Annotated in this window: 26 protein-coding genes, 1 tRNA gene and 1 pseudogene; 12 read left to right on the forward strand and 16 right to left on the reverse strand. The window is 71.0% G+C overall.

From position 1 onward, the window contains the following. Window positions 1-5 precede the first annotated feature (5 nt). On the reverse strand, window positions 6-581 hold the full coding sequence (gene dcd / locus ACIBK0_RS04975; RefSeq protein WP_363161146.1) for a dCTP deaminase: 576 nt from the start codon (window positions 579-581) through the stop codon (window positions 6-8). Between the two features lie 525 nt (window positions 582-1,106). On the opposite strand from dcd, the gene ACIBK0_RS04980 reads away from it, so the two are divergent. Both ACIBK0_RS04980 and ACIBK0_RS04985 read left to right on the forward strand, forming a co-directional pair. Continuing rightward, window positions 1,107-1,177: transfer RNA gene (locus tag ACIBK0_RS04980), tRNA-Gly, on the forward strand. A 309-nt stretch (window positions 1,178-1,486) separates the two neighbouring features. Continuing rightward, window positions 1,487-2,917 carry a PA14 domain-containing protein gene (locus ACIBK0_RS04985; protein ID WP_399075686.1) on the forward strand — a complete coding sequence of 477 codons (1,431 nt, stop codon included), beginning with the start codon at window positions 1,487-1,489 and terminating at the stop codon, window positions 2,915-2,917. A gap of 219 nt (window positions 2,918-3,136) precedes the next feature. Here ACIBK0_RS04985 and ACIBK0_RS04990 read toward each other — a convergent pair whose 3' ends face one another. After that, a complete protein-coding gene (locus ACIBK0_RS04990) occupies window positions 3,137-3,520 on the reverse strand; it encodes a DUF2716 domain-containing protein (protein ID WP_399075689.1) in 384 nt (127 codons plus the stop codon). 74 nt (window positions 3,521-3,594) lie between these two features. Next, entirely contained in the window at window positions 3,595-3,876 is a 282-nt protein-coding gene (locus tag ACIBK0_RS04995) for a hypothetical protein (RefSeq protein WP_399075691.1), read from the reverse strand. Between the two features lie 263 nt (window positions 3,877-4,139). Between ACIBK0_RS04995 and ACIBK0_RS05000 the strand changes: the two are divergent. Together ACIBK0_RS05000 and ACIBK0_RS05005 are read left to right on the forward strand one after the other, a co-directional pair. Then, window positions 4,140-4,259 (forward strand): annotated as a pseudogene (locus tag ACIBK0_RS05000) (TetR/AcrR family transcriptional regulator); the annotation flags it as partial. Between the two features lie 560 nt (window positions 4,260-4,819). Further along, complete coding sequence (locus ACIBK0_RS05005; protein ID WP_399075694.1) at window positions 4,820-6,841, forward strand: cell wall-binding repeat-containing protein; 2,022 nt, start codon at window positions 4,820-4,822, stop codon at window positions 6,839-6,841. Between the two features lie 146 nt (window positions 6,842-6,987). Here ACIBK0_RS05005 and ACIBK0_RS05010 read toward each other — a convergent pair whose 3' ends face one another. The 4 genes from ACIBK0_RS05010 to ACIBK0_RS05025 form a co-directional block, all read right to left on the reverse strand. Then, a complete protein-coding gene (locus ACIBK0_RS05010) occupies window positions 6,988-7,992 on the reverse strand; it encodes an MASE1 domain-containing protein (RefSeq protein ID WP_399075697.1) in 1,005 nt (334 codons plus the stop codon). A 65-nt stretch (window positions 7,993-8,057) separates the two neighbouring features. Further along, a complete protein-coding gene (locus tag ACIBK0_RS05015) occupies window positions 8,058-8,927 on the reverse strand; it encodes a PP2C family protein-serine/threonine phosphatase (protein WP_399075700.1) in 870 nt (289 codons plus the stop codon). A gap of 202 nt (window positions 8,928-9,129) precedes the next feature. Beyond that, on the reverse strand, window positions 9,130-9,492 hold the full coding sequence (locus tag ACIBK0_RS05020; RefSeq protein WP_399075702.1) for a DUF952 domain-containing protein: 363 nt from the start codon (window positions 9,490-9,492) through the stop codon (window positions 9,130-9,132). A gap of 138 nt (window positions 9,493-9,630) precedes the next feature. After that, window positions 9,631-10,260 carry a TetR/AcrR family transcriptional regulator gene (locus ACIBK0_RS05025; RefSeq protein ID WP_399075704.1) on the reverse strand — a complete coding sequence of 210 codons (630 nt, stop codon included), beginning with the start codon at window positions 10,258-10,260 and terminating at the stop codon, window positions 9,631-9,633. Window positions 10,261-10,409: 149 nt separating this feature from the next. On the opposite strand from ACIBK0_RS05025, the gene ACIBK0_RS05030 reads away from it, so the two are divergent. The 3 genes from ACIBK0_RS05030 to ACIBK0_RS05040 are packed head-to-tail and all read left to right on the forward strand — an operon-like array spanning window position 10,410 to window position 11,850. Beyond that, window positions 10,410-10,868 (forward strand): cupin domain-containing protein, encoded by a 459-nt coding sequence (locus tag ACIBK0_RS05030; protein ID WP_399075706.1) that lies wholly within the window; start codon window positions 10,410-10,412, stop codon window positions 10,866-10,868. A 42-nt stretch (window positions 10,869-10,910) separates the two neighbouring features. Next, window positions 10,911-11,711: an alpha/beta fold hydrolase gene (locus ACIBK0_RS05035; protein ID WP_399075708.1), complete on the forward strand. Its 801-nt coding sequence runs from the start codon at window positions 10,911-10,913 to the stop codon at window positions 11,709-11,711. Between the two features lie 13 nt (window positions 11,712-11,724). Continuing rightward, on the forward strand, window positions 11,725-11,850 hold the full coding sequence (locus ACIBK0_RS05040; RefSeq protein WP_399075710.1) for a hypothetical protein: 126 nt from the start codon (window positions 11,725-11,727) through the stop codon (window positions 11,848-11,850). Between the two features lie 15 nt (window positions 11,851-11,865). On the opposite strand, the gene ACIBK0_RS05045 is transcribed toward ACIBK0_RS05040, so the two are convergent. Further along, window positions 11,866-12,003 carry a hypothetical protein gene (locus ACIBK0_RS05045; RefSeq protein WP_399075712.1) on the reverse strand — a complete coding sequence of 46 codons (138 nt, stop codon included), beginning with the start codon at window positions 12,001-12,003 and terminating at the stop codon, window positions 11,866-11,868. A 328-nt stretch (window positions 12,004-12,331) separates the two neighbouring features. On the opposite strand from ACIBK0_RS05045, the gene ACIBK0_RS05050 reads away from it, so the two are divergent. Then, entirely contained in the window at window positions 12,332-13,201 is an 870-nt protein-coding gene (locus ACIBK0_RS05050; RefSeq protein ID WP_399075715.1) for a hypothetical protein, read from the forward strand. Window positions 13,202-13,350: 149 nt separating this feature from the next. Continuing rightward, window positions 13,351-14,034 carry a DUF899 family protein gene (locus ACIBK0_RS05055; RefSeq protein ID WP_399075717.1) on the forward strand — a complete coding sequence of 228 codons (684 nt, stop codon included), beginning with the start codon at window positions 13,351-13,353 and terminating at the stop codon, window positions 14,032-14,034. Between the two features lie 49 nt (window positions 14,035-14,083). Here the strand turns inward: ACIBK0_RS05055 and ACIBK0_RS05060 are convergent, their stop codons facing one another. Continuing rightward, window positions 14,084-14,824: a GntR family transcriptional regulator gene (locus ACIBK0_RS05060; protein WP_399075719.1), complete on the reverse strand. Its 741-nt coding sequence runs from the start codon at window positions 14,822-14,824 to the stop codon at window positions 14,084-14,086. 81 nt (window positions 14,825-14,905) lie between these two features. Here ACIBK0_RS05060 and ACIBK0_RS05065 point away from each other — a divergent pair, with 81 nt between their 5' ends. Continuing rightward, on the forward strand, window positions 14,906-16,015 hold the full coding sequence (locus tag ACIBK0_RS05065) for a DUF1152 domain-containing protein (protein ID WP_399075721.1): 1,110 nt from the start codon (window positions 14,906-14,908) through the stop codon (window positions 16,013-16,015). Window positions 16,016-16,117: 102 nt separating this feature from the next. Here the strand turns inward: ACIBK0_RS05065 and ACIBK0_RS05070 are convergent, their stop codons facing one another. After that, the gene (locus ACIBK0_RS05070) at window positions 16,118-16,630 is read right to left on the reverse strand and encodes a PadR family transcriptional regulator (RefSeq protein WP_399075724.1); all 513 of its coding nucleotides are present in this window, start codon (window positions 16,628-16,630) and stop codon (window positions 16,118-16,120) included. 102 nt (window positions 16,631-16,732) lie between these two features. Between ACIBK0_RS05070 and ACIBK0_RS05075 the strand changes: the two genes are divergently transcribed. Beyond that, entirely contained in the window at window positions 16,733-17,293 is a 561-nt protein-coding gene (locus ACIBK0_RS05075) for a hypothetical protein (RefSeq protein ID WP_399075726.1), read from the forward strand. Window positions 17,294-17,326: 33 nt separating this feature from the next. Here ACIBK0_RS05075 and ACIBK0_RS05080 read toward each other — a convergent pair whose 3' ends face one another. From ACIBK0_RS05080 to ACIBK0_RS05095, 4 genes are all read right to left on the reverse strand, one after another. Continuing rightward, window positions 17,327-18,472, reverse strand: a complete 1,146-nt coding sequence (locus ACIBK0_RS05080; protein WP_399076045.1) for a hypothetical protein — start codon at window positions 18,470-18,472, stop codon at window positions 17,327-17,329. Window positions 18,473-18,708: 236 nt separating this feature from the next. Beyond that, window positions 18,709-19,989: a glycosyltransferase gene (locus tag ACIBK0_RS05085; RefSeq protein WP_399075729.1), complete on the reverse strand. Its 1,281-nt coding sequence runs from the start codon at window positions 19,987-19,989 to the stop codon at window positions 18,709-18,711. A 133-nt stretch (window positions 19,990-20,122) separates the two neighbouring features. Further along, a complete protein-coding gene (locus tag ACIBK0_RS05090) occupies window positions 20,123-20,647 on the reverse strand; it encodes a hypothetical protein (protein WP_399075732.1) in 525 nt (174 codons plus the stop codon). A 10-nt stretch (window positions 20,648-20,657) separates the two neighbouring features. Next, a complete protein-coding gene (locus ACIBK0_RS05095; RefSeq protein WP_399075734.1) occupies window positions 20,658-21,164 on the reverse strand; it encodes a SigE family RNA polymerase sigma factor in 507 nt (168 codons plus the stop codon). A gap of 368 nt (window positions 21,165-21,532) precedes the next feature. Between ACIBK0_RS05095 and ACIBK0_RS05100 the strand changes: the two genes are divergently transcribed. After that, window positions 21,533-22,528 (forward strand): NAD-dependent epimerase/dehydratase family protein, encoded by a 996-nt coding sequence (locus ACIBK0_RS05100; protein ID WP_399075736.1) that lies wholly within the window; start codon window positions 21,533-21,535, stop codon window positions 22,526-22,528. Window positions 22,529-22,648: 120 nt separating this feature from the next. Here the strand turns inward: ACIBK0_RS05100 and ACIBK0_RS05105 are convergent, their stop codons facing one another. Then, window positions 22,649-23,761: a sensor histidine kinase gene (locus tag ACIBK0_RS05105; protein WP_399075739.1), complete on the reverse strand. Its 1,113-nt coding sequence runs from the start codon at window positions 23,759-23,761 to the stop codon at window positions 22,649-22,651. A gap of 78 nt (window positions 23,762-23,839) precedes the next feature. Further along, window positions 23,840-24,589, reverse strand: a complete 750-nt coding sequence (locus tag ACIBK0_RS05110) for a response regulator transcription factor (RefSeq protein ID WP_399075741.1) — start codon at window positions 24,587-24,589, stop codon at window positions 23,840-23,842. Window positions 24,590-24,613: the final 24 nt, after the last annotated feature.

Raw genomic sequence — 24,613 nt, forward strand, 5'->3', positions numbered from 1 at the left:
CGCCCTCATACCTGGGTCCGGTGGAAGTTGAGGAAGGACCGGGAGGCGGTCGGCCCGCGCTGCCCCTGGTAGCGGGACCCGTACCGGTCACTGCCGTACGGGAACTCGGCCGGCGAGCTGAGCCGGAACATGCACAGCTGCCCGATCTTCATCCCCGGCCACAGCTTGATGGGGAGCGTCGCGAGGTTGGACAGCTCGAGGGTGACGTGCCCGGAGAAGCCGGGGTCGATGAACCCGGCGGTGGAGTGGGTGACGAGCCCGAGTCTCCCGAGCGAGCTCTTCCCCTCGAGCCGCGAGGCGAGGTCGTCGGGCAGCGAGATGACCTCGTAGGTGGAGGCGAGCACGAACTCCCCGGGATGCAGGATGAACGGCTCATCGCCCTCGGGCTCGACGAGTCTCGTGAGATCCGCCTGCTCGATGGAGGGGTCGATATGCGGGTAGCGGTGATTCTCGAACACCCGGAAGTAGCGGTCGAGCCGCACGTCGATGCTCGACGGCTGCACCATGGATTCGTCGTAGGGATCGATCCGGACCCGCCCGGCGTCGATCTCGGCCCGGATGTCCTTGTCTGAGAGAAGCACGTCCCGAGGATACGCAAGGCGCGCGGACCGGCCACAATCGTGGCGGTCCGCGCGCCTGCCCACGTGGGCGTGAACGCTTCTGTTTTCTGCCCCTAATGCTTTTCCAGCTCCACCGGAACAACGTTCCGGAGCCGCGCACACCGCGGACACCGGATCAACCGACCGGGACCGAGCCGCTCGGCCTGCTGCATCGGGAACGAAGCGGTGCTGAACACGTGCCCCTCGGCACAACGGACGACGGTGCGCTCCATCAAGTCCTCAGAGTCCCTTCCCCAAGAGCCTTCGTCAGGCACTGGCGTGACCGACGACGAAAGCCACATTACGGGATGAAAGGTATGGCCCTCCAGGCGGCACTCCGGTCCCCCACGGGCCCTCTCCCGAGTCCCTACGGTACGCCCCAACTCCGGTCCCCCGCAGTCACATCCACCCTCCGAAACGCGACCGGGCCCCACGGCTTCCGCACCGGGGACCCAGGCATGAGGTAGAGTGAGCGAGTATTCGACACCGGCTCAACCGGCGTCTTACGCGGGTGTAGTTTAATGGTAGAACATCAGCTTCCCAAGCTGAGAGCGCGAGTTCGATTCTCGTCACCCGCTCTTCTTGAAGCCCCAGGTCAGCGACCTGGGGCTTTTGCATGGGCAGCCATTCCTGCGATGTACTGACGCGCCCCTGCACCCAAAGATGGGGCACGCGGAGGGCGCAGGCGCCTTGCGGCCGCAGCCCGCCCACGTCGCGACACGGCGCCGACACGCTCGACCTGGCTTTCCGAGCCCCTTCGCGTCCGGATCCGACGCCCTTCTTCGTCGCCTCGGGGCCCCCTCACGTCACCGGGCGCGTTGTGCAACCTTCCTCCCACCTCACGAGTCTTCCGGCCGTACGTCCCCCGCACAGCGCGAAAGGTCCCCGTGCCTCAGAAGAATCTCGTCGCCGCCGGGACCGGTGGTGCCATGTGCGCCGTCGTTCTCGGCAGCCTGCTGGCCGCCGCCCCGCAGGCGGCAGCCGCCGACGTCACCTGCTCGACCAACGTCTACAAGCGGACGTTCTACAAGAACACCTCGTTCTCCGGCTCCCCGGTGAGGACCGACTGCGACGGCACCATCAGCCAGAGCTGGTCCGGCAGCCCGGTCTCCGGCGTGCCGTCGAACAACTTCGGTGTCCGCTGGTCGGTGACCCGCGACTTCGGCTCCGGCGGTCCCTTCACGTTCACCGCCTCCGCCACCGACGGCGTCCGCGTCTACCTGGACGGCGTTCGCAAGATCGACCTGTGGAAGGGCACCGGTGACACCGCCCGCTCCAAGAGCGTCAACCTCACCGTCCCCTCGGGCAAGCACACCCTCCGCGTCGACTACGTGAACTGGACCGGCGCCGCGAAGGTCAAGTACACGTACACGCCCCGGACTTCGTCCACGTACGACCAGACGAAGCCACTCGCCCCCACCGGCGTGCAGACCGCCTACAACACCACGACCCGCAAGACGACCGTCTCCTGGTCCGCCAACAAGGAGATGGACCTGGCGAGTTACTCCCTCTACCGGCGGCCCGTCGGCTCCAGCACCTGGACGAAGGTCACCACGACCACCGCCCGCAGCCACACCGACCCCCTCGTGAACCCCGACGACCGCACGCCCTACTACTACGAGGTGCGCGCCAAGGACAAGGCGGGCAACACCTCGTCGGGCAGCACGGACACCATCGTCCGTCCCCTGCCCGTCGTCACCTCCCTGACCGGCACCTACGACAAGGCGACCGGCAAGGTCACCCTGAAGTGGCCCCTCAACACCGAGCCGCACTTCGACCACTACACGGTGCTGAGCAACGACAAGGTCGACGGCTACTGGGTCTGGGTCCCGCTCGGCACCACCAAGGGCAACACCTGGACCACCGACCCCGTCGTCGCCGACGGCGAATGGGGCCACTACCGCGTCCTCGTCACCAACGACGGCGGCACCACCACCTACAACCCGGACCGGCTCGACGCCACCGCCACCAACGAGCTCTGGCTCGAGATCCCTGACGGCATCGCCCCCGCCTACGCCCCCGACCTGACCCTCAGCTCCTGCGCGAGCGGCATCCGGGCGACCGCCACCGACAACACGCCGGCCCCGATCCGCGACTTCACCGGCTTCGAGATCGAGCGCCGCGAGGCGGGGACGGACACCTGGTCGGTCGTCCTGCATCAGGGATACGACCCGCGCTTCGCCACCGCCACGGCCACCGTCTGCGACCCGCTGCCCGCCGACGGGCGCGCCTACGAGTACCGGGCCCGTACCTACGACGCGGCCGGGAACTACTCGCCGTCCAGCGAGATCCGTACCGTGACCGTGCCGGTCGGCTGACGGTCACGGGGAACAGGCGACAGGCCGGTCGTCTCTTCGTGGGCCACGCATGCCAAGAGGACCGCTGATGTCCGACCTCACCGGCCGACACCAACAGCGGCGAACGGAGCCGGATCAGGACGGACCTCAGCGGCCGTCGCACCGGCGCGACCCAGGGACTCCTCTGGGGTGACAGCGGCACCCCAGAGGAGTCTCACGCATTACGGGTGGGAAAGTGCGTCACGTTGCAGGCAGCCTGCGACCGGCACGGCGTAGCGGCGGTCCCACTTCGTCCAGCGACGCCAGACTCCCAGTGACGGAGTCCGCCGGCTCGTTGATGGCAGGCCACTCGGCCGGGTTCACACTCGGACGGAATGCGAACTCCGCGCGGAAGCGGTCCCAGACGTCTCGGTACTCGACTTCCGGCAGCTCGGTCACAGGCTCGCTCTGCACCCGCAGAGACCATCGAGCCGGCTCGGCGTGAGGGGACCTGCAAAGCTGCGCAGCCGTCCTCCATCTCGTCCGGCGTGGTCCTCGCGCCGACACCTGGACATGGCCATCCGGCCGGCGCTCGTCCTGCCGCTCACCCGTCGGCACGGCACCGAAGTCCCGTCCTGCGCACACGACTTCGAAGAAGGAGGGCCGCCGCGCAGCGACGCGGCGGCCCTCCTTCTGTCCGCTTCTACGCCGTCGGCGCGTCAGCGGACGATGACCACTACGGGGGTGTTGCTGTAGGGGTACCCGCCGAAGAACCCGGCGGTACCGAACGGGTAGCCGTAGCCGAATCCGCAGTACGGGTTGAAGCCGCGGTTGAAGCCCACACCGAACCGGCACCCGCCGTTGGCCTGGCTGTTGGGTGACAGCGACGCGACACCGTGCGTGGTGGCTGCGGCTGAGGCCGGGCTCGCGACCGCTCCCACGATGACGCCGCCCGCGAGGAGGGCGGCGGCCAGGGTTCGCATGACCGGGTTCCTGTGCATATTTCGGTCTCCTTTGCCCCGAGATGTCCGCACCCCTCCGGTTTCTCCCCTCACACCAGGTAACACCTGATCGGCGGAACGTACCACTCGAGCGCCCCACGGCCCCGTGGTTCCGCAGCCAACCACGACCGGGGCCGCCTACTCCAACGCTTCGCCACCCACGGACGACGGGCACGCTCCGTTCCACGGTGTTCGGCGGGCTCATGGACCGGCTCACCGCCGACGTCGACAACCTGGCGGTCGCGTACGCCCAGAGCTTCCGTATGACCGGCTGCCTGCACCGGCGCTACCCGCAGCGCAGCCGGATCCTGCTGAAGCATGGGCTCGAAGTGGCCTGCTCCGACCGCGGGTTGGTGCCACGCGCACTGCGCGACATCCGTACCGCGGCGGCCGCCGGGCGGTTCGAGGTGGAGGACCGCGATCTCGCCCTGGCGATGACGGTCAGCACCCAACCGGCCCTGGGCCCGCTGCCGCACGCACAGCCCGACCGTGACGACGTGCGCCTCGGACCTGGTCGTACACGGCCTGCTGCGGCACTTCGGCATACCCGCCGACGAGGCCGCGGGAGCTGCTCGCTCGACCTGACCCGACCTCGCTCCGGTCGACGCCGTCGTCATGTGAACGCCCTCGGCCGGCCCGCGGGACGCAGGGCTGCTGCGAAGCCCCGGTCCCGCTTGAGCGCCCGCTCCGGACACCGGGCCCACCGACCACGACGCCCTCTCCTGCTCGACCTGGCAGCACCCCAGCGGGCCCGCCAGGCACCGGGGCACCACGGCCGAACAGCGGCAGCGCCTCGCGCGAGGGCATCTGCCGCGCCGCCGAGCAACCCCTGTCTTCACAGCTGTCAGTGCCTGCCACTAATGTTTCGCCGCTGCCGTGCGGACGCCGTCCGTTCACCTCGGGGGAGGGGCATGGCGGCCATTCATTCACTTGTGGGGGCATCTTGAACACGCGTACGCGTCGCAGATCCGCGGCGCTCACCACCGTCGCCGCGCTCACCGCCGGTCTCGTCGCCGGGGTTTCGGGCCCGGCGACCGCCGTCACCAGCAGCTGGCCCGCCACCGACGGGAAGCTGCTGTACACCGACGTCGGCGGTCAGATGGGCTTCGTCAACCCGGACGGGTCCTCATGGTCCTCGTTCAACCCGACTGGGAACCAGGGCGCCTGGTCCGCCGACGGCAGCCAGGTCGCCTTCGTGAACCCCTACGACGACCACATCCGCACGGCATGGGCCGACTCGGCGGACACCGGCGTCGACATCACCATGCCGTCCGGCAGCGGCTGGCATCCGGCCGACCCGACGTTCTGGTACGGCGGCGGCGACATCGTCTTCACCGCCGCAGGCCGGCTGCGGGTGACCGCGGCCGACGGCACCCGGGCGCCGAAGAGCCTGTTCGGCACCGACGTCGACGGCTGCGACTCCAAGCCCAGCGGCGCGGTCAACGGCATGCTGGCCTTCGTGCGCACCGGAACAAGCTGCGCCACCACCGGCACTCCGGCCGTGTGGGTCTACAACGGCCGTACCGGGGCGTTCACCAAGGTGGCCGACAACGCGAAGGACCCCAGCATCTCCCCGGACGGCCAGTCGGTGGCCTTCACCCGGTCGGTCGACGGACACAAGCAGCTGTTCACGGTCAAGACCAACGGCACCGGGACGGCCCAGGTCACCACGGACGCCACCGACCACAACCGGCCCGCCTGGTCGCCGCAGGGCAACCGGATCGCGTACGACATCTACGTCTCCGGCAACCCGGACGTCCCGCAGGGCCCGCATGTGTGGATCCACGACCTGGGCACGGGCACGGAGACGCAGGTCCCCCAGGGCGACGGCAGCGACGTGGCCTGGCAGCCGATCAGGGACAACGCGATCTCCCGGGTCTACGGCTCCGACACCTACGACACCAACATCGCGTCGTCCAAGTGGACCTGGAACACGGTCGGCACGAGCACGCCCGGCCTGACGAACGCGGGCGCGGCCGTCCTCATCAGCAAGTCGGACTCGGCGTACGCCACCACCGCGACCTCGCTGGCCGGCAAGAAGCGCGGACCGGTGCTGATGACCTCCGGCACCGGCCTGGACTCCTCGGTGCAGACGGAGCTCAAGCGCATGCTGCCGAAGGGTAAGACCGTCTACCTGATCGGCGGCACCAAGGTCCTCAACAGCGCGGTGGCGTCCAAGGTGACCTCGCTCGGGTATGTGGTCAAGCGGCTGTCGGACGTTTCGCGCTACTCCACCTCGGTGGCCGTGGCCAAGACGATCACCAGCACGCCGAAGTACGTCTTCCTGGCCACCGGATCCGACTACCACAACGCCCTCGCGGCCAGTTCCGCCGCGGGCTCCATGGGCAGTTCAGGGTCCGCGGTCGTGCTGCTGACCGACGGCTCGACCATGACCGCGTCCGTCTACGGCTACCTCAACAAGTACAGCCCGAGCACAACGAAGATCATCACGGTGGGGACCGACGCCGAGTCGGCACTGGCCAAGGCGTACAAGGCCGGCAAGATGCCGCACTGGCCCAGCAAGTACAGCTACTACCGGGTCGCCGGCGCCACTCCGCAGTCGAACGCCATGCAGCTCGCCAACCTGTGGTGGTCGCTGCCGTCGAACGCCGCGGTGGCCTCCGTGGGCAGTTGGCGCGGCGGCGTCTCCGCGTCGTCGGCGATGACCACCTACGGTCCGCTGCTGTGGACCGACGTCACCTCGCTGCCGTACGACACCAAGCGGTACCTGATGCGGATGTCGTCGAGTGTGAACCATGTGGCCGTCTTCGGCGGCACGGCATCGGTCGACGCTTCCGTCCTTCCCAAGATCGGTGCGGCGATCGGCGTGGGTACCCACTACGACTACACGTCGTACTACAAGGGCGTGGCGCCACAGAGCACGGCTGCTCAGTCGCTGCCCCACAGCACCCTGTCCGCTCCGAGCCCGAACCTCGCGCCCCTGCAGGTGACGGCCACGAAGTAGTCGTCCCTACGCCCCGGCGGGCGCGTCCGGCGAGCTGCCGGACGCGCCCGCTTTCGCTTCTCGTACCGAGCGGGCGTCGTCGGACGTGGGAGCCGAGACAGCCGCCCGCGCCCTTGCCGACAGGCCCGCTCGTCTCACGGGCGGTGCTACTCGCGATGATCGTGTCTTTTCGGGCGGGAGGACGCCCACTGATCGAGCGTCTCGTCCGAGGCGAGCCGGGACAGCGCTTCCGTCAGGCGTTCGCAAGCCTCTTCGATCTCGCGGAGGGTGCGGTTCCGCTCGGCGACGATCGCCGAGAGAAGAAGGGCCGTCAGTGACACGGTGCCGTTGAAGGCCTGCAGGATGACCATCTTGGCGAGCAGGTCCTGACCGGAGAACGGGCCCGAACCGACGGCACCCGCGTCGATCGCGACCACGGAGGCGATCAGCACGCAGGGCGCGGCGCCGGCCAGCTGGAAGCGGAAGGCCGCCCAGATCAGGAAGGGAACGACGAGAAAGAGAAGGTCGAGCGAGCTGTGGGTGACCCCGGCGGTGACCAGCGCCGTGCCGCCGAGCAGGGCCAGCGCCTCGACCCAGCGCAGGACGGGTGTGCCGCGTGGCCATCGGGCGTTGCGCGCGGCCAGCAGGAACGGCGTGATGACCAGGACTCCCATCGCGTCGCCCGTCCACCACACCGACCAGGCCGGCCAGAAATCCTGCGCCGTCAGCGCACCGGAGGCCACCAGGACTCCGGTGCCGAGCGTGGCGCTGATCAGCATCCCGCCCAGGGCCCCGAGGAAGACCAGCGACAGCGCGTCCTGCAGCCGGTCGAGTTCGATACGGAATCCCACACGCCGCAGGAGGAGGTACGCGCAGACCGGGGCGACCGTGTTGCCGACCGCGATGGCGAGTACGGGGAGGATCGAGGGCCCGAGCACCACGTTCACAAGGAACGCCCCGAGAGCGATCGCCGGCCACATGCGAAGGCCCCACAGCATCAGGGCGACGAGAGCGATGCCGGTGGGCGGCCAGAAGGGCGTGATCTGCCCTCGCACCAGTTGCTGCTGCAGCCCGATCTTGGCGCTGACGTAGTAGGCGGCCACGACGGCGGCCATCCGCAGGCCCTCGGCGGCGTACCGCCGGAGCCGCTCACTGCGCGCCACGTCGATCATCCCCGCCCGCGTCGGCGGTCACACCGGGCGAGGCCGCGCCGGGGTCGCACATGCCGTGCATGCCCTCATTCTTCGCCCTGCGGCTGCTCCTGTCGCCCTCTGCCACGCCCCTCGTCCCAGAGCCCCCCGTAGCGAAGGACGAGGACGGCGGCGTCGTCGCTGTGGCCGGTGAGGTCCGCCACCTTGATCACCTGTGCGGCCAGCTCGTCCGGGTCGGTGCGACAGGCGCCGACGACCAGTTCGGCAACCCGCTCGAGACCTTCCTCGATCGGGTAGTCGGGGCCTTCCACCACACCGTCGGTGAGCAGCACGAACGCGCCCACGTCGGCGAGCAGCCGGTGGGTCGACCGGTATTTCTCGCCGGCCTGGATGCCCAGCGGCAGGCCGCCGTCGGTCAGAACGATGTCGCAGCGGCCGGCCGCCGTGGCCCAGACGGCGGGGACATGCCCGGCGCGGGCGTCGACGAGCTCGCTCGTGACCGGGTCGAAACGCAGGAACGAGCAGGTCACGAACAGCCCGCAGTCCAGGGCGACGAGCAGGTCGTTGGTGCGCCGGAGCACCTCCGCCGGGTCCGTGGTGGCGGTGGCGACGGCGCGCAGACAGGTGCGCACCTGCCCCATGAGAGCAGCGGCCTCGACATCGTGGCCTTGCACATCTCCGATCACGAATCCCACCGAGCCGTCCGGCATGAGGAAGCCGTCGTACCAGTCGCCCCCGATGTCCAGCCCGGCCCGCGCGGGTGCGTACCGTCCCGCCACGTGCAGACCGGACAGGACCGGCAGGTCGGCGGCGAGGACCTGACGCTGCAGCGCGGCAGCGAGTTCCACGCGGGCCTGCTGGACCTTGATCCGATCCAGTATCCGGCCGGTGAGATCACCAAGCGTGTCCAGCAGCTCCGCCGTGCCGCTGGAGGAGTCGGTGCGGCGACGAGGCATGGCATCACACTCCGGGTCTTTCGGAGTTGCGCCCTATGTCACGATTTCACCGTACCCCTCGGGGCCAGGGCCGGGATGTCCGGTGCCCCCTCCACGACAACCGCCGCTACGGCTTCCGACGGCGATCGAGGAGGTCCTTCGCCGATGGCGGCACGGCGACGGCGGAGGCCCACGCACATCGGCCCGCGGCCCCAGGCCACCGTCAGCCGACGTCCCCCAACCCTGTCGCCCGGCCTTCCCGGTCCCAGCGGACCTCCAGGACGCGCTCGACGGCGTCACGGTTGATGGGCCCGAACACGTGCGGGAACAGGGTGCTCGCGGCCACCCCGGGCGGCGGAGCGGGAACGGCCGCCTCCCATACGCACTTCGCGGTGAGCCGGTCCTCGTCGAGGAGCAGCGCCAGCAGCGGCCTGGGAGCGGTGCGGTAGAACGCGTTGACGACGGTGAGCGTCGTCTCCTCGTCGGGTGAGCAGTGGACGAAACCGTCCTCCGCGAGGGAAGCGGGCGCGTACGGCCGGCCCGGGCCGGCGTTCCACTCACCGAGCGGTACGACGTGATAGATCATGCCCCGGTTATATAGCAGCGGGGGTGACCGAGGGGCGAAGAGCGACCTGGGCCGTCGCGGCGGCTCCCGGGTGGCGGGCCGCCCGAGGAGCAGCGCCCATCGGGCAGTCTCCGCCCGACCTTGCCGGGCCCACGCGCCTCAGGCATCACCGCAGTTCAGGGCACCCGCCGCGCGGACCGCCGCCCCGGTCAGGGTCGTCGCGGTCCGTACGGCGCTGGTGACCGCCTCGTCCGGGTCGAGTCCGCACAGATCGGTGAGAGAGAAGAGGGCCTCCGCGCTGACGACCACCGCGAGGTCGCGCTTGAGCTGGGCGAAGGCGTCCGGATTCGTCGCCCCCAAGGTGCCCTGGAGGGGGACGAGCGCGTGGTCGATGAGGCCGAAGCGGATACCGGGTCGCATGGTCACCGTCTCGGGGCGGGTGATGGTGGCGGCGATCATGGCGCGCACCGCGCCTTGGCGGGCGAGTATGCCGCGGAGCAGGAACTCGCAGGCGAAGGCGACGCGTTCGACGGGGTCGCGGGAGTCCGCGACCGGTCGCAGCGCGTCGGCCGGTGCGGGCCAGACGCCCGCCAAGGCCTCGCTGATCAGTGACGGAAGGTCGGGGAAGTACCGGTAGGCGGTGGCTTCCGAGACCAGGGCCGCGCGGGCGATCGCGGGCATGGTCACCTCGGCGCCCGTGCCGATGAGTTCGCGGGCGGCCTCGACGATCGCCGTGCGCGTGCGCCTCTTCTGGTTGCTGCGGCCGGTGTCCGTCGGTGTCGTCGCCATCGGTATGCCCCGTCCTCAGTCTCTGCCGGTCCGCCCAACCCCCCTGCACAAGCACTTTACCACTGCCGACTCTCGTTATGAGAGTTCACTTGCACAACGAGAGCAGCCTCCCTAATCTCATGAGAGCGAACTCTCACGAAGGAGCGGCAATGAACGAGGTTTCCGTGGTCGGCCCGGACGGCGGCGAGACCATCCGGCTGGGACCGACCCAGATGCGCATCCTCGAGGACGGCAGCACCACCGGGCACCGGATCGGGATCGGTGAGATCACCCTCGCCCCGCACACCCAAGGCCCGCCGCAGCACCGTCACGCCCAGCACGACGAGGGCTTCTACGTCGTCTCCGGCACCGTGCACTTCACCGTCGGGGAGACCACCCATGCCGCCCCCGCCGGCACGCTCGCGATGATCCCGCCCGGCGCCCCGCACACCTTCGCCAACCTCGGCGACGAGCCGGCGGTGCTGCTCAACACCTTCACGCCCGACCTGTACGTGCAGTACTTCCGCGACCTGCGGGACATGATCGCCGGCGGCCGGGAGATGAGCGCCGAGGCGACCGTCGAGGTGATGAGCCGTTACGCCACCGTTCCCGCCAGCGACTTCGCCTGACCGCCCCCTCCCCTCGCCTCCCGACGCCCTTGAGGACACTTCATGACCAGCACCGTCCACACCCTCGACCTCCCCTCCGGCGACCTCGACGTCACCGTCGACGACCAGGGGCAGGGCCGCCCCTTCCTCCTGCTGCACGGCGGCGGCGGTCCGCAGACCGTCGCACCCTTCGCCGGGCTGCTCGCGGCACAGCGGCCGGCCAGGGTCATCACCCCGGTGCACCCCGGCTTCGGCGGCACGGCCCGGCCCGACTGGCTGACCGACGTCGCCACCCTCGCCCAGGCCTACGTACGACTGCTCGACGAACTCGGCCTCACGGACGTGACCGTCGTCGGCAACTCCATCGGCGGCTGGATCACCGCCGAACTGGCCCTGCTCGACAGCGAACGGGTCGGCAGCGTCGTCCTCGTCAACGCCGCCGGCATCAAGGTCCCCGGCCACCCGGTCGCCGACCCCTTCTCCCTCACCCCGGCCGAGCTGTCGCGGCTCGCCTTCCACGACCCCGCGAAGTTCGCCGTCGACCCCGCCACCCTCCCGGAGGCCGCCCGCGCGGTGATGGCCGCACACCGCGCCGCCCTCCAGGTCTATTCGGGGCCGTACGTCATGGAGGACCCCACGCTCCGCGAGCGCCTGGCCAAGGTCACCCACCCGGCCCTCGTCGCGTGGGGTGAGAGCGACGAGGTCGTCGACGCCGAGTACGGGCGGGCGTACGCGGCGGCCATCCCCGAGGCCCGGTTCGAGCTGCTCCCCGCCACCGGCCACATGCCGCAGCTCGAGACCCCCGAGCAACTCCTCGCCGCGCTGTGGGACTTCGCCGACTCCCATGCCACGAACCGGCGTTGAAGGAAGGCGCCCCGTGCACCGACCCCGCGGCGGCCGACGGAGGTCGGTCCTGGCCGTCTGCTGTCTGAGCGTCCCGCTCGTCAGCCTCGACACCACCATCCTCAACGGGGCAGCCGCGGTCCGCGGGTGCCGCTGCTGATCGCCGGGGCCGGTATCACCACCAGCGGGTGTGCTGGCCGTGCTCGTCACCCGCTCCGCCACCCCTCGTACGGGTGGCGGCGACGTGCTCGGTGACGGTGCCGAGCAGCAGGTGGACGAGCCCGACGACGATGGTGCCCGGGTTGATCCACACCTCGGGCGTGGCACTGTCGGACGATCGACGTCACCGGCTCCGCCCCACCGCGGCGGGTGCAGCGCGCGGTGATCAGCGCGACCGGCGAGCTGAGCCGCTTCTTCTCGGCGTTCCCGGAAGGTCGGCTGCCGCACCCCATGCAGCCGCCCGACCGTTTCGATCCGTTCACACACGCGAGGTCCCCAGGGGATTCGTGCAGGAGCATCACACAGGCTGCACACAGTCTTGCGAAAGACTCGTTAGGTTGCTGGCCATTCGATCCCACGTGCGAACGTGACCAGGCTGCGGCCCGGTGCGGGCGACGGCACGTCAACTCAGGAAGACCGAGATGGACTACTGCTCCTCGTGTCGTCGGCATCTCAACGGCGCCCTGGTGTGTCCCGGGTGCGGTGCGTACGCTCCGGACATCGCTCCGGTCACAGCCGACGGTCGCCCTGTCCCCGCCCGGGCGCCGCAGGCGACGACGGACGCGGTGGCCGCGTGGGAATTCGCGGCCGCCGAGGCGTGGCACGACGACCGTCTCCGTGGCGGGACAGCAGGTTTTCGTGCCGGGACGGCGATCGGGGCCGGCACGGAGGAGCCCCCGCAGGTCGGCCCGTCCGGCGATCTCCAGGACGTACCGCCCGCGCCGCAAGGGCGGGCGGCACGGCGTCGCCAGCGGGCCCGCTGGAAGAAGAACCAGCGCCGGGCCGTGGTCGCGACCGCCGTCGCACTCGTCGGAGGCGGTCTGACGGTTGCCGCGATGGACGGGCAGTCCGGCAACCGGGCCCAGGCGGCCGCGGCACCGGAGCTCCCGAGCACGGGCGCCAAGGAGGAACCGACCTCGCAGTACACCCGCCCGGCGGAGACGCGGCCCGACACTCACCGCTCCTCGTCCACTCCCCCCGCGCAGTCTCCCGCGACCAACCTCCCGCGCGAGCAGTCCACCGCCGCCCTGCACCGCACCGCCCCGCCGAGCGCTCGGCCGACCGCCACCGCCCTTCCTCGTACGACCGGCGCGACGGCGACGTCGGCCCCCCAGCAGCCGATCGCCTCCCCGTCCTCCGGCGCAACGGTCCCCGACCACACCGGTACGGCCGCCCATCAGACGTCCGCGCCCGCTCCCGCCGCCGGCACGGACTCGGGAACGCAGGCCGCCCCCACGCCCGCGGCGACGTCGCCGTCGGAGATCTGCCTGCTCGTGGTGTGCATCGGCTGACGGGGCCGAGCCACGCCTCTTCGGCCCGTCGTGCTCGCCTCTGCGGACCGTACGCCGCCGCCCTAGGCTTGAAGAACCGGTTCGGGGACGCGGGAGCCGGGCCCCCGGACCGGGGCGGAGGCGGGGGAAGGCCACCCCAGGAGGACGCGATGGTGCGGCACACCAGACTGGCCGGGGAAACGGCGGACTACCTCGCCGCCCGCGAAGAGCTGCGCCTGGCCGAGATCGAGCTCATGCGTCGGCGCGAGCAGGTCGCGGGCCTGCGACGGGCGCTCCCGCAGGGGTCGCCCGTCGAGGACTACGCCTTCGTCGAGGGCCCCACCGACCTCGACGTCGGCGACGCGCCGGTCAATGAGGTCACCCTCAGCGAGCTGTTCACCGCCCCGGACCGCCCGCTGATCGTCTACCACCTCATGTACGGCAAACTGCAGACCGACCCCTGCCCGATGTGCACCCTGTGGATCGACGGCTTCAACGGCATCGCCCACCACCTCGAGCGCAACGCCGACTTCGTCATCGCCGCGGCCGCCGACCCGCCCGCCCTGCGGCAGCACGCCCGCAACCGCGGCTGGCACCGGCTCCGGCTCCTGAGCTGCGGCGACAGCACGTTCAAGTACGACCTGGGCAGCGAGGACAAGGACGGCGAACAGGACTCCACCGTCTCCGTGTTCACCCGCGACGGCGATGGCACGGTCCGCCACTTCTACTCCACACACCCACGCATGGCCGACGACATCGACCAGCGCGGCATCGACCTCCTGGCCCCCGTCTGGCACCTTCTCGACCTGACCCCGCAGGGCCGCGGCGACTGGTACCCGAACCTCGACTACTGACGCCCTGCGACGGCCGCCGCTCGCCGCGATACGCGGCGGGCGCGCCCCGCTAGCCGATCGGGTAGCCCTGCTCGAACGCCCAACGACCCGGCGGGTACGTCGCCTCGGCGAACTCCAAGGGCCGGTCCCGCATATCGTGGACGACGTGATGGACGATCAGGACAGCGGCTCCGGGCTCGAGTTCGAGGTCGACCGCCTCGCCCTCCGTCGCCGGGCGTGCGCACAACCGGTCCTCTGCATAGCTCCCTTGACGTCCCGTCATGTTCTCGACGTACAGGAGCGTGCCTTCCTGAATCCGGTCGAGCTCACGAAGCCTGGGGGCATGCTTTCCGACATCGCTGCCGAACCAGGACGTGGAGATCGCGACCGGCCCGGACTCGTTCCTCGTCACCCGGCGCCGGTGAACAGCTCTGGCTCCGGGCGCCAGGCTCAGCGCCTCGGCGACGTGGTCGGGCGCCGGCACCCAGCCGGCCGAGGTGATCACCGCGTACTCGCCCGGCGGATGGACCCTGCCGATCTGTCTGGCCCGTCCGTAGAACTCCCGAGCACGCCGGTTCGCGGCGACTGCGCGCACGTAGGTACCCGATCCCTGCCGCTTCTCGACCAGCCCCTGATGACTCAAGGCCGCCAGCGACCGAGCGGCCGTCGGCCGTGACACGCTCCAGTCGGCCGCCAGCCGGCGTTCCGAGGGAACCTCGTCGCCGGGCCGCAGGTCGCCCCGCAGAATCTGCTCGCGAAGGTGGTGCGCGATCTGCAGGTACTTGGGCCGGGTCTCTTCGATCTGCGGCATCGCAGCCCCTTGCGCAAGTGGCTATTACCACTGGCCACTATAAGGTGAGTGGCCAGGGGGCGAGCCCGTACGCTGACGAGGGTGACGCGCTTGATCGTGGCAGCCGGAGGCGGGGGCGACGCCGTCGCCGCCTCAATGCTCTACGCGGCCCTCTACGCACATCGCGGCGGTCCGGCGCTCGTCCTCACCTACGCATGGGACCGCCAGCTGATCGATCCGGTGCCTGGGCCACGAGGGCCGGACAGCTTCACCGGCCTGCGGACCCTCACGCGCAGCGTGCGGACCGTCCCCGCCGAGGCGAAGCCGATCGCTCCGGCGGGCTCGACGCTCCCCCGCCTGGCGGCCGAGCTGCCGCACACCTTCGCCCTGCTCGATCCGCTGCACGGCGCCGAGGGCATCACGCGCCAACTGGAAGAGCTCATCCAGATCCTGGACCCCGAGTCCATCGACCTCCTGGACGTCGGCGGCGACATCCTCGCCAGGGGTGACGAGGCCACCCTCCGCAGCCCTCTCGCGGACGCCCTCACTCTGGCCGCGTCCTGCCAAGTCAACGCATCTGTACGGCTCTTGGTCGCCGGTCCCGGACTGGACGGCGAACTCCCGGCCGAGGACCTGCGCGAGCGCATGGGCCCGACGGTCCTGACACTCACGGCCGAGCACGTCGAACCGGTCGTGTCGGTACTGGAATGGCACCCCTCCGAGGCGGCGGCCATGCTGGCGGCCACGGCCCGGGGCGCCCGCGGCCTCTGCGAAGTCAGGGACGGCGGCCTGCCGGTCCCGCTCACCGACGAAGGCCCCACCGTCCACGAAGCGGACCTGGACGACGCCGTCAATCGCAATGAGCTCGCCCGCGCCCTCCTGGAGACGGAGAGCCTCGAGGAGGCCGAACAGGCCAGCCGAGAAGTCTGCGGTTACTCGGAGATCGACTACGAGCGGAACAGGACGGGCCGGCTCGGGAACCGACCGCAACAGCCGCTCGACCCGGACAGCACGCTGCGTCTCCTCGACCGGTTCGAGGCCGAGGCCCGCGCCCGGGGCATCACCCACATGACGTTCCGCAGGATCACCGAGGCGCTCGGACTCGGCGGCCAACAACGCGAGGACCTCAGGACGCTCCTGCTGAGCAGCCGTCCGCAGCAGTACGCGGCGCCGCTGTGGCGCATCGCGTCCGACAGCGGCGCCGGCATCTGACGGACCGCCGGATCCCGGCGACTTCCCTTGCCGAGAGCACGAATTCGGCGGCCCGTGGCCGTCCGCTGCGTCATCCAGGCCGGAATCGTCCGCGGATGGCGCCTACTTGATCTGACCGGCCGCCCACTCGGCCCACTCGCGGCGCATGGCGTTGAACCGCAGGCCGTACTCCAGGGCGATCCGGCCGTAGACCGAGAGGTCGTCGTCGTCCCAGTCGACCGACTCCACCAGCCCGCGCAGGTTCTCATCACCCTGGTCGGACATCTCGATCAGCTCGGCCAGGTAGCCCCGCGCCTGCTCCGGCGTCAGCACCCCGAGGAAGAACACCCGCAGCAGAACATCGCTGCGGGTGGTGCGCTGCGGCCTGGTCTCGGTCAGCCAGTGCCGCAGCTCGGCCAGTCCCTCGTCGGTGATGGCGTACTCCTTGCGGCCCCGCGGGCCCTCGGCCGCCACCGTGATCAGCCCGGTGCCCGCCAGCTTGGTGAGCTCGGTGTAGATCTGGCTCTGGGTCGCCGGCCAGACGTTGGCCAGCGACGTCTCGAACAGTTTCAGCAGGTCATACCCGCTCGCGGGGCGATCGGAGAGGAGGCCCAGCAGTGCGTGTCGGAGGCTCATGCCCCCACTCTACATTCCACTCTTGACATGTCACTACTGCACCTTCTAATTTTGACATGTCAGGAACGGAATCACGAGTGAAACGCCGAAACCGGAGACCTCATGTCTTACCTGCGCACCTTCCTCCCGTGGATCATCTTCGCCGTGCTGCCCTCGGGGAGCTGGCAGTGGGCCGCACTGGCCGCCCTGGTGGTCGCGGTGGCGGTGATCGCCCAGCAGGTACGGACCGGCACCGGATTCGACGCGCTGATCATCGAGCTCGGCTCGGCGGTCTTCTTCGCCGCCCTGGCCGTCATGGCCTTCGCCGATCCGCACTCGGCCGTGCACGACTACTCAGCGGCCCTCTCCTCCGGCACCCTCGCCGTCATCGCCGGGGGCTCGCTGGCCATCGGCAAGCCGTTCACGCTGGGCATCGCCAAGCGCACCACCCCGCGCGAGGTCTGGGAGCTCAAGCCGTTCATCCGGACCAACGTCGTCATCACCGCCGTATGGACGGTGGCCTTCGCCCTGACCGCCCTCGTGCTCGCCGTCGTCGCTCACGCCGGAAACGCCCACTCGACCTCCGCCACGCTCATCCAGATCGCCGGCTTCGCCGCCCCGATGATCTTCACCGTCCGCTACGTCGCCCACGTCCAGGCCAAGGCAGCCGAGACCGCCCGGTGAGCCGGCCGCACCGCGAGAGCCATGCCCCGGCCTTTACGGAACGCCGAGTTCGAAGAGGGCGTAGCCCGCGTACGAACCCGAGGCCACCGCGGCGATGGCGAGCAGCGTGAACTGGGTGGGCAGGCGCAGGTTGCGCATCTGCAGGGCGAGCGGGATGAAGAGGGGGAAGGCGGGGAGCAGATAGCGGGAGATGTTGCCGAAGATCTGCCGGCTGCCGAGGACCAGGACGATGGTCAGCAGGGTGTGGACCACCAGGACGGCCGGGGGACGCAGACGGATCAGGAGAGGGAGCAGCAGCAGGCACAGCAGGACGACGGCTACGCCGATGAGGTCTTCGAAGGGGAACGCGAAGAGGTAGTCGAAGTGGCCCACCGGGACGGAGGTGAGGACGTCGAGGGTGTGGCTGCCGTAGTCGAAAGTGTGCGCCCAGGCCCCGGTCTGGAGCTTGAAGTAGCCACCGTAGTCGCCCATTTGGTGGCCCACCCAGAGCAGGTAGCCGACCAGGCCGAGCGGGGCGATCAGTATCGCGGTCAGCGGGCGGGCCATGCCGTCCCGTCGGCGTTGGCGGTGGAGTGCAGCCAGTGCGGCCACCGTCAGGGCGGCGATCAGCGCGACGGCGGTGGGGCGATTGAGGCCGGCGGTGAAGGTGAGGGCCCCCGCGGTGAGCCAGCGGTGGCTCATGACGGCGTGGCAGGCCCAGACGGCGAGGGCGACGTAGAGGGACTCCGAGTAGACCGACCACTCCATGCCGGAGCCGGGCCAGACCGCCCACAGTCCGGCCGCGGCCAGCCCGGCCCGCCTGCCGCCGAACCGTGCGGTGACGGCGTAGATGCCGAGCGCGGCGACGAAGGAGGCGACGACGGAGACCAGCAGGCCGGCGCCGTACGGACCGAGGCCGGTGCACTCGGAGACCAGGCGCATCGCCGCCGGGTAGAGCGGGAAGAACGCCGCCGAGTTGCCTTCGAGGGTGATCAGGCCCTTCGCGCCGGGGACCGGGACGAGCGCGGGATGGTATCCGTGCGCGGCGATCTGCTGGTACCACCAGCCGTCCCACGTGGCCAGTACGTCCCAGGGGTGGGCGCCGCCGCCGAAGCGCGGGTGCTTGGTGCGGTAGTCCCCGGCGGAGTGCAGCAGGTACATGAAGACGCAGAAGCCGATGAGCTTCAGGGCGCCGTACATCGCGAGGACGGGGCCGTAGTGCCGCGCGGCCCGGCGCAACCGCTCCTGCCTGGTGGGGGCCGAGGCGGAGAACTCGGGAGAGCCGGCGTCCGGACGAGCCGCCGGCTTCGCCTGACTCATCGTCACTCGGCTCATCGCGGCGGGGATCGTCGTCGTGCGGTTCGGCGCCGGGTGGTTCAGCGTCGTGTGGTTCGGCACCGGGCGGTTCAGCGTCGGATGGTTCGGCGTAGGGCGGTTCATGAGGCCGTCGGTCCCGTCCCGCGGCGACGGGTGCGGCGGGCGGGGAAGACCCAGGCCCGGAAGAGCAGAAAGCGCAGGAGTGTCGCGGCCAGGTTGGCGGCGACGAGCACGGCGACTTCGGTGGGGCGCGCGGCCCCCGGCGCCACGTGGTGCAGGGTGGCGAGCGACCCGCTGGTGAGTGCCAGACCGATCACGAAGACGAGCAGGCCCTTGGCCTGGTGGCGTATCGCACCGCCACGGCCGCGCAGCCCGAAGGTGAGCCGCCGGTTCGCGGCCGTGTTGGCGACGGCGCAGACCAGCAGTGCCAGCGCGTTGGCGGCCTGCGGCCCCGCCGCCGGGCGCAATGCCGCATACAGCAGCACGTATCCGACGGTGCTCACCGCTCCTACGGCGGCGAAGCGCAACAGCTGGCCGGCCAGGCCGCCCCGCGACTCGCCGCCGGCGCTCCGGCGCAGCCCGGCCATCGGGAGCGTGCCGCGGGCCAGTGCCCGGCCGATCCGGGCGATGCCGCGCAGGTCGGCCAGCGCCGTGGACAGGAGGTCGACTCGGCTGTCGGGGTCGTCCACCCAGTCGACCGGGACTTCGTGTATTCGCAGCCCGGCCCGCTCGGCGATCACCAGCAGCTCGGTGTCGAAGAACCACCCCGAGTCCTCCACCAGGGGCAGCAGCCGCTCGGCGACATCGCGGCGCACCGCCTTGAAACCGCACTGCGCGTCGGAGAAGCCCACGGCGAGCGTGGAACGCAACAGGGCGTTGTAGCAGCGGGAGATGACCTCTCGCTTGGGGCCGCGCACCACCCGGGAGCCGCGGGCCAGGCGGGTGCCGATGGCGATGTCGGAGTGCCCGGAGATCAGCGGGGCGACCAGCGGCAGCAGCGCGTTCAGGTCGGTCGACAGATCCGCGTCCAGGTACGCCAGGACCGGCGCCCGCGAATCCGACCACGCCGCGTGCAGCGCCCGGCCCCGTCCCTTCTCGGCCAGCCGCAGCCACTGCGTCTCGGGGAGCTCGGCGGCCAGCCGGGCCGCGATCCGCGGAGTTTCGTCGGTGCTCGCGTTGTCGGCGACGGTGATCCGGAACGGGTAGGGGAAGGTCTCGCGCAGGTGCGCGTGGAGCCGCCGCACGCTCGGCTCCAGATCCGTCTCCTCGTTGAACACCGGAACGACCACGTCCAGGACGGGCTCCCGGTGGTGCGCCGGCACCGGTGTGCGGAGCGGCAGTCGGTCCGTCAAGTCGTCCACCACAGAGTCCGTCAAGGCGATCAGCCCTGCATTTGTCACGATGCGTCCATGTCTGTGTGCTGTCGCAGGGCATGCCGAAGTCACCCACGGCAGGGTGCGATCAGGGGGCAGATGTCAGGGGTCAGGGGTGACGAGTCGCGGAGCGCCGGTCGGGGACGCGGCGCCGCACCCGCTACCCGGGGGCGGCGGAGTCGGCGACCGACGACGACTCGACGGTCGAGGGCGTGCTCGACGGCGTGGCCGGTGCACTCGGCGTCCCCGAGGACGAGGGCGGCGGCGTCTTGGTCGCGGACGCGGTCGGGTCCGAGGACACCGTGACCGAACTCCCGGTCGCGGTCGGTGTGGTGGGTGGGCCGGAGGTCGAGTCGCCGGTCCCGGCGGTGGTCGTGGGGGAGGAGGTGGAGCTCTCGCTCGGGGACGCGTCCGGCGTCGGAGTCGTACTCGGGTACGAGGGGCTCGTCGCGGGCCGTGGAAGGGGAGCCTGGGGCCTGTCCTTGGCGGGGTCGTGGGGCAGCAGGAAGAAACCGACGCCGAGTCCGGCGACCGCCAGGACGGAGCCGACGGCCTTCTGCGCCGCGCGGGCACGGCGGCGGGCCCGTACGCCCGCCCGCAGACGCGTCCGGTGCTTCGGCTCGAAGGGGGTGTGTTCCTGGGTGTCGCGCATCAACCGCGCCAACTCCCGCTCGAAGTGATCCATGGACTCCCCTTCACCCCACCGGCTCGATGACATCGGCCAGGATCCGACGCAGCCGTGCCACGCCCCGTGAGGCATGGGATCGAGCGGTGCCCACCGGGCACCCCAGCGCCTCCGCGACCTGCTTCTCGGGCAGGTCCTGGTAGTAGCGCAGCACCACCGCGGCCCGCTGTCGCGCCGGCAACTGGGCCAGCGCGGCCTCCAGTCGCGAGCGCTCCACCACGGCGGCGGACACGTCGCCCGCCTCCGGCAGGTCGGGGAGCTGTTCGACCGGGCGCTCACCCCACCAGCGCCGCCGGGCCGAGCGTGCCGCCGCTCGGGCCAGGACCTTGCGTACATACGCCTCCGGTGCCTCCTCGGCGATCTTGGGCCAGACGAACCAGAGTTTGACCAGGGCCTCCTGGAGCAGGTCCTCGGCGCGGTGCCGGTCGCCGCCGGCGAGCAGCCGCGCGAGGTGGAACAAGGCGGACCAACGGGCCGCCACGAACCCGTCGAACCCATCGGCCCGTTCCTGCTCCATCCGCACCGTCCCCGTTCTCGCCGGCTCCCTGCACCGGCTCCCTACACAAGGGGAAAGACACTGGAGGCCCCTTCACGATGCACTCCGCCCCTGTGATCCAGGTCACGCACGGGCGGGGGCTCCCCGGGTGGGACTCTGCTGCGGCGACGGCCTGAGGGTGCAGTTGATGAACAGGGCACGCAAGTCGTCGAAGCGGTACGGGTCGTCGGTGGCGGTACCCGGGGAATCCGCGGACGGGGATGCGGACGGCGACGCTGCCGTGGCGGGCTCCCTCGAAGCGGCGGACAGTACGGGACAATCCTTACGGCCCCATGACGTGACGTGCGCGCTCCGCCGTGCGCCGCGCCCGGGGCCCTAGCGTTCGGCTCATGCGAGTACTGGTCACCGGCGGTGCCGGGTTCATCGGGTCCCATGTCGTCCAGGCGCTGACCGCGCGGGGGCACGAGCCGGTCGTGTTCGACCTGCGCGACGGCCTGGACGTGCGCGACGCCGGGGCGGTCGCGGCCGCGCTGCCGGGGGTGGACGCCGTGTGTCATCAGGCGGCGATGGTGGGGCTGGGGACGGGATTCGGCGACGCCGTCGAGTACGTCTCGCGCAACGACCTCGGTACGGCGGTGCTGCTCGCCGCCATGGCGGACGCGGGCGTACGGCGGCTCGTGCTCGCCGGGTCGATGGTGGTGTACGGGGAGGGGCGGTACGAGTGCGCCGGGCACGGGGTGGTGCGGCCGGGGCCCCGGGCGGTCGAGGATCTGGACGCGGGGCGTTTCGAGCCCCGGTGCCCCCGGTGCGGTGAGGAACTGACGCCGGGGCTGGTGGGCGAGGACGCCCCGGTCGACCCCCGGAACGTGTACGCGACGACCAAGCTGGCCCAGGAGCATCTGGCGGCGGCGTGGGCCCGGTCGACGGGCGGCGGCGCCGTGTCGCTGCGCTACCACAACGTGTACGGGCCCGGGATGCCGCGCGACACCCCGTACGCCGGCGTCGCCTCCTTCTTCCGGTCCGCGCTCGCCCGGGGCGAGGCCCCGCGCGTCTTCGAGGACGGCGGGCAGCGGCGGGACTTCGTGCACGTGGGGGATGTGGCGGCGGCCAACGTGGCGGCGCTGGAGGCGAGCTCTCACGACGGTGCGCTCACCGCCTACAACACCGGCAGCGGCGAACCGCACACCGTCGGCGAGATGGCACGCGCCCTGGCCGCCGCGTACGGCGGGCCCGAGCCCGTCGTGACCGGGGAGTACCGGCTGGGCGACGTACGGCACATCACCGCCGACTCGTCACGGCTGCGGGCCGAGCTGGGCTGGAAGGCCGAGGTCGGATTCGCGGAGGGAATGCGGGAGTTCGCGGTGGCGCGGCTGAGCGGGGAGTGACTGCTTCGCCCCCTCCGCCCTTACCCGTCCCGTCCCTGGGGCTGCGCCCCCAGACCCCCGCCAAAAGATCGCGCGGTTCCCCGCATCCCTGAAGGGGCGCGGGGAACCGCGGCGAAGAACTCAGGCCCTGGCCATGGGAAGCGTGACCTCGAAGCGGCAGCCGCCGGGGACGTTGTGGACGGCGGCCTGGCCCTGGTGGGCCTCCACGATGCCGCGGACGATAGCGAGGCCCAGGCCCGCCCCGGCGGGAGGCGTGCGCGCGTGCGTACCCCGCCAGCCGGTGTCGAAGACGCGCGGAAGGTCCTCCTCGGGGATACCCCCGCAGCCGTCGGTGACGGACAGGACAACCCCCTCGGACGAGCGTTCCGCCGCCACCGCGACCGTACCGTCGGCAGGCGTACGCCGGATCGCGTTGACGAGCAGATTGCCCAGCACGCGGCTCATTTCCTTCCCGTCGACCTCGACGGGGAGCGGCTCGATCCGGTCGCCGACCAGCCGTACGCCGTGCTCGCGGGCCAGCGGATCCGCTCCCGCGAGGGCATCGCCCACCAGGTCGTACACGGAGATCCGAGAGGGGGAGAGGGCAAGGGTCCCGGCGTGTATGCGGGAGAGCTCGAACAGGTCGCCGACCATGTCGTTGAGGCGCTCGACCTCGGTGCGGATCTGGCGGAGATAGCGGTCGGGGTCGGCGGCGACGCCGTCTTCGAGAGCCTCGGACATGGCCCGGAGCCCCGCGAGGGGAGTGCGCAGGTCGTGGGAGATCCACGCGACGAGTTCACGGCGCGAGGTCTCCAGGGCACGTTCGCGGTCGCGGGACTCGGCGAGCTTCGCACTGGTGGCCTCCAACTCACGGCTCAGCGCGGTGAGTTCGGCCGTGGTCGGGCCGTCGGGGGCCGCGAAGTCGCCGCCGTCGCCGAAGGAGCGGGCAGCGAGGGTGAGCGCCCGGCTGCGGGCCACCACCCAGCGCCCCAGCAGCAGCGCGGTGGCCAGCGAGACCACCGCCGCCATCGCGACGACCGTGGTGACGACGGTCAGGTCGTGCGGGGACAGGAACATCGCCCACGCCACGGCCAGTGTCCCCGCGAGCATCGCGGTGACGGCCACCGTGGCGACGACCGCGAGCGACGCGGTCAGCGAGCGCCGCCGGATCAGCCGGAGCGCACCCGCGCCGAGCAGCCCGGCCGCGGCGGCACCGAGGAAGGCGAAGAGGGCGATGAGCATCATGTCGCGCATGGTCGGACCGCCTCCCGACAGGACAGGGCACGGAACATCGTCAGACCGCCTCCGGGCAGGACAGGGCATCGAACATCGTCAGACCGCCTCCTCGCCGGGCGCGGCGTCGAAGCGGTAGCCGACGCCCCACACCGTGTGGATCAGGCGGGGTCTGGCCGGGTCGTCCTCGACCTTCCCCCGTAGCCGGCGCACGTGCACCGTGACCGTCGACAGGTCCCCGAAGTCCCAGCCCCAGACCTCGCGCATCAGGTCCTCGCGGCTGAAGGCGTGGCCGGGATGCCGGAGGAAGAAGGCGAGGAGGTCGAACTCCCGGATGGTGAGGGCGAGTTCGACGCCGCCCTTGGTGGCGCGGCGGGCCGCCGGGTCGACGGTGAGACCGGCCGTGTGCAGGGGCTGCGCGGAGGCGGAGGGCCGGGTCCGGCGCAGGACGGACTCCACGCGCAGGACCAGTTCCCTGGGGCTGAACGGCTTGGTGACGTAGTCGTCCGCGCCCACCTCCAGGCCCAGGATCCGGTCGTCCTCGTCACCGCGGGCGGTGAGCATGATGACCGGGACGGGCCCGTGCCCGCGCATCCGCCGGCACACCTCCAGGCCGTCCATCCCGGGCAGCATCAGGTCCAGGACCACCAGGTCCGGCCAGGTCGCGGCGGCACGGGCGAGCGCGGCGGGTCCGTCCGCGGCGCGGTCCACGACGTAGCCCGCGCGGTCGAGATAGCCGGAGACGATCTCGGCGACGGTCGGGTCGTCGTCCACGACCAGGACGCGCGTCGCGTCCCGGTACCCGCTCGGGACGGCCGAGGCACCTGGGGCTTCGTACGGCTGATGCATGCGTCCAGCCTCCCACCGGCCGCA

Origin of the sequence: Streptomyces sp. NPDC050564, assembly GCF_044457265.1 — a bacterium.
Lineage (GTDB): Bacteria > Actinomycetota > Actinomycetes > Streptomycetales > Streptomycetaceae > Streptomyces.

Coding starts and splice junctions, on each gene's coding strand:
- ACIBK0_RS05090 (WP_399075732.1), bottom strand. CDS start 20,647: ATGGATCACTTCGAGCGGGAGTTGGCGCGGTTGATGCGCGACACCCAG.
- ACIBK0_RS05015 (WP_399075700.1), bottom strand. CDS start 8,927: ATGCCTCGTCGCCGCACCGACTCCTCCAGCGGCACGGCGGAGCTGCTG.
- ACIBK0_RS05075 (WP_399075726.1), top strand. CDS start 16,733: ATGTCTTACCTGCGCACCTTCCTCCCGTGGATCATCTTCGCCGTGCTG.
- ACIBK0_RS05020 (WP_399075702.1), bottom strand. CDS start 9,492: ATGATCTATCACGTCGTACCGCTCGGTGAGTGGAACGCCGGCCCGGGC.
- ACIBK0_RS05050 (WP_399075715.1), top strand. CDS start 12,332: ATGGACTACTGCTCCTCGTGTCGTCGGCATCTCAACGGCGCCCTGGTG.
- ACIBK0_RS05010 (WP_399075697.1), bottom strand. CDS start 7,992: ATGATCGACGTGGCGCGCAGTGAGCGGCTCCGGCGGTACGCCGCCGAG.
- ACIBK0_RS05030 (WP_399075706.1), top strand. CDS start 10,410: ATGAACGAGGTTTCCGTGGTCGGCCCGGACGGCGGCGAGACCATCCGG.
- ACIBK0_RS05110 (WP_399075741.1), bottom strand. CDS start 24,589: ATGCATCAGCCGTACGAAGCCCCAGGTGCCTCGGCCGTCCCGAGCGGG.
- ACIBK0_RS05095 (WP_399075734.1), bottom strand. CDS start 21,164: ATGGAGCAGGAACGGGCCGATGGGTTCGACGGGTTCGTGGCGGCCCGT.
- ACIBK0_RS05060 (WP_399075719.1), bottom strand. CDS start 14,824: ATGCCGCAGATCGAAGAGACCCGGCCCAAGTACCTGCAGATCGCGCAC.
- ACIBK0_RS05070 (WP_399075724.1), bottom strand. CDS start 16,630: ATGAGCCTCCGACACGCACTGCTGGGCCTCCTCTCCGATCGCCCCGCG.
- ACIBK0_RS05080 (WP_399076045.1), bottom strand. CDS start 18,472: ATGTACGGCGCCCTGAAGCTCATCGGCTTCTGCGTCTTCATGTACCTG.
- ACIBK0_RS05025 (WP_399075704.1), bottom strand. CDS start 10,260: ATGGCGACGACACCGACGGACACCGGCCGCAGCAACCAGAAGAGGCGC.
- ACIBK0_RS05055 (WP_399075717.1), top strand. CDS start 13,351: ATGGTGCGGCACACCAGACTGGCCGGGGAAACGGCGGACTACCTCGCC.
- ACIBK0_RS04995 (WP_399075691.1), bottom strand. CDS start 3,876: ATGCACAGGAACCCGGTCATGCGAACCCTGGCCGCCGCCCTCCTCGCG.
- ACIBK0_RS05100 (WP_399075736.1), top strand. CDS start 21,533: ATGCGAGTACTGGTCACCGGCGGTGCCGGGTTCATCGGGTCCCATGTC.
- ACIBK0_RS05105 (WP_399075739.1), bottom strand. CDS start 23,761: ATGCGCGACATGATGCTCATCGCCCTCTTCGCCTTCCTCGGTGCCGCC.
- ACIBK0_RS05035 (WP_399075708.1), top strand. CDS start 10,911: ATGACCAGCACCGTCCACACCCTCGACCTCCCCTCCGGCGACCTCGAC.